The 2,714-nt window shown below is 61.1% G+C and carries 3 protein-coding genes; all 3 read right to left on the bottom strand.

Going from position 1 to position 2,714, the window contains the following annotated elements:
• Positions 1-212 precede the first annotated feature (212 nt).
• On the bottom strand, positions 213-350 hold the full coding sequence (locus ACFWPJ_RS29845; RefSeq protein WP_378856405.1) for a hypothetical protein: 138 nt from the start codon (positions 348-350) through the stop codon (positions 213-215).
• Positions 351-707: 357 nt separating this feature from the next.
• Positions 708-2,165: a hypothetical protein gene (locus tag ACFWPJ_RS29840; RefSeq protein WP_378856403.1), complete on the bottom strand. Its 1,458-nt coding sequence runs from the start codon at positions 2,163-2,165 to the stop codon at positions 708-710.
• Between the two features lie 42 nt (positions 2,166-2,207).
• A partial coding sequence (locus tag ACFWPJ_RS29835) for a hypothetical protein (protein WP_378856402.1) occupies positions 2,208-2,714 on the bottom strand: 507 nt, incomplete at its 5' end.

The raw sequence follows: 2,714 nt of genomic DNA, 5'->3' as shown, positions 1-2,714 counted from the left end.
GAGATTCTGACACTCAAGTTGGGAACGCTGACCCCCCAGGTAGTCCACCACATCCGCACGGCCGACCCTGCAGACGTCGGAGTATGGACGAAGCGGATCCTCACCGCAGAAACAATCGGCGCCGTGTTCTGAACTGGTGCCGGGCGGATATGGGTCGGCCGGGCACTGCGGCCTCACCGGAGTTGCCCGGCTTCCGCCAACCCCTGATCGGCCTACCCGGCCACAGCCTCGCGCAGCCGTACGCCCGGCAAGGACGCACCGTCCGCGGTCTGGCGGTCGGTGTGCTGACCGGGACTCTCGACGCACTCGAACGGGCCGCGTTCGTCGACAGTCAAGGAACTCCAAGCCATCCCGCTGAACCTGTGGGCTGAGTGAGCGTCCGGCATTACCGGTGGGCCGTCGCCGGTCGACTCAGCGCGAGTTCGACGGTGTCGTCGCCGGACTCGCACCGGGAACACACCGCCTCGGGTCGGACCGAGGCGACTGTGTCGAGATCCGATTGTCGCCGATCCTCGCCTAAGCCTCTGGTGAGGCTTCGCCAGTCCGCACGTCTGGTGGTACGTCAATCATCCAGCGCGGCAGTTGGTTTCAGCGACCAGCCATCGGCAAGCAGGAACCCGGTAGATCAGGGTCACACTCTGTCGCAGATTCCGCCGACGATGACGGGCCCACACGCCGGACCCTCGCACATAGGCAAACGTGACCTCTCAATCAGGTCGGCGGATATCGAAAGACCATCGCGGCGAGCTGCCCGGATCGTCACACGTCACATAAACACCTGTACGGGCCACGCTGCCCGCCGTCGGACTGATGCAGCGCCATTCTTCGTTCTGTACCAGATTGATGTTGCCTGCTGTCGCGCGTGGGCTCGCTTGGTACTCGACGTAGATGCGGACAGCGTCAGCACAGGACAGCGCACCGGAAGTGTTGACAACAGTTGCCGGCTCGCCGGAACGAAGAGTTGTCCGGCAATCCTCGGTCGGTACTTTCACCGCAGTCGGCGGGCTCGCCGCTTTGGAGAGAGGGCGGACCGAGATGAACCGCACACCATCCGATACCGCCCGGATGTCGCCAACAGTGATCAGCGAAACAGTCCCGACCTCACACTGCTGGAACGGATGCAGGGGGCAGGAATCCAAATCGAGCTGCACCCATGTTGCATCGTCCAGTTCCCGAACAGTCCGGCGTGCAAGATTCCAGTGAACGTCCGAGCCGCTGCCGTCGAGATCATCGACCTGCCAGACCATGGATTCCGGTTCCAATACGTAGAACTTCTCCGTGCGCACCTGGGTGTAAACGAGGTCACCGTTGGGCAGCAAGCACCCGCGACGACCGATCGCGATACGCGGACGGCCGTCTCGACCCCACCACATGTCCTGGACAAAGAACTCTTCATTCTCACCCAGGACGCTCGTATCGAGGGACAGCGCCGTCCCGATGGACCTGCCTTTTGCAGTCACGAAACCGACGGCGGGAGTTCGGCGCAGACACGAGCCGTCGGCCGTCTCGGCAGGGTCGGTGTTCGATGCCACCGCGACTAGGTCGTTACCGTCCGGGGTGACCCAAGGGGAAACTTGTTCCAGATCACCGTAAAAAAGCTGGGTTTCCTGCTCGGTCTGCAGATCGTACGAAGTCAGCGTCGCGGCACCGTCGCCAGGGCGCGACGAGACAACGATGAACGAGTCCGAGAGACCACTGAACAGCTGGGAGGACACTGCGCCAGTCGGTCCGAGGTCTGTGTCGGCACCTGAGTTTCGGTGATCGATCGAGATCCTGCGATAAGTTTGCGGCGCCCCGAACTGGGAACGCTCAGCGACAACAACAGCAGTGCCGCCCACTGCCGTGATACCAACGCAGCGGGAGCAATTGATCCGCTCCTGCCGACCGGTATCGGCCTCGAGTACGAGCAGGAATCCTTCGTCGTCGGTATCCGGCGCAGGCCAAAGCGCGACGAGGTAGCCGCCGCCGTGGGTCCATACCACGTTCGATTGAATGAAGCTCTTGTCGATTCGCAATGCCGGAGCATCAGCGCGCTCGACGACCAGTTCGTTAGGGGTTGCGTAGGCCCACCGAACGGGATGTGAATTGTCCATAGCGGCAGGCTTTTGCAATAGAGCGACCGCGGTAAAGCTAACCACTGCCGAGATGACGGCAGTCACGACCATCGCCCACAAGGTCCATCGATTAAGGCGCATAGCGGTGCTTCGCTACTTCCCTGGCTCGGATGGCGCCACAGCTCTGACATTTGGCGATGGATAAGCCTCCGGCAAATAGACACTGTCGTATCCGGACAGGAATGCTGCAGGGTCTCTGGGCGGAGCCTGCGCAGAGATCCGAAAGGGCTTGCCACCCTGATCGATTCGCAGCGCGCTGGCGCCCTGACGTGCCGATAGCGAAGCCTCGAGATGGAATGTGCAGGCGTACTTCGTCACCATAGCTGTCACCGAGAAAGTCATTGAATCACCGGGATCGATGACAATCGTGCGCGATTTGAAGTAGTCGTCACCGACCAATTGACCGATACCACCGCCGGGTATCTCCTGATACTCCTGAACGTACGCTCTCGGTGCATCCAGGTTGACGCCCAACTGCTCATTAAATGTTGCCCCGCCTTGCGTTGGGAAGCGGATATAGGTACCTCCGATCGGAGGTCCACAATCTTTGATTGCCGTCATCCGTATGATGTGCACCTTGTCAGCCGTGTTGTTCCGCAA

Source organism: Nocardia sp. NPDC058497 (genome assembly GCF_042720195.1).
GTDB lineage: Bacteria > Actinomycetota > Actinomycetes > Mycobacteriales > Mycobacteriaceae > Nocardia.
The sequence above is the reverse complement of the archived record's forward strand: the minus strand, read 5'-3'. Positions and strand labels throughout refer to the sequence as shown.

Coding starts and splice junctions, on each gene's coding strand:
- ACFWPJ_RS29845 (WP_378856405.1), bottom strand. CDS start 350: ATGGCTTGGAGTTCCTTGACTGTCGACGAACGCGGCCCGTTCGAGTGC.
- ACFWPJ_RS29840 (WP_378856403.1), bottom strand. CDS start 2,165: ATGGTCGTGACTGCCGTCATCTCGGCAGTGGTTAGCTTTACCGCGGTC.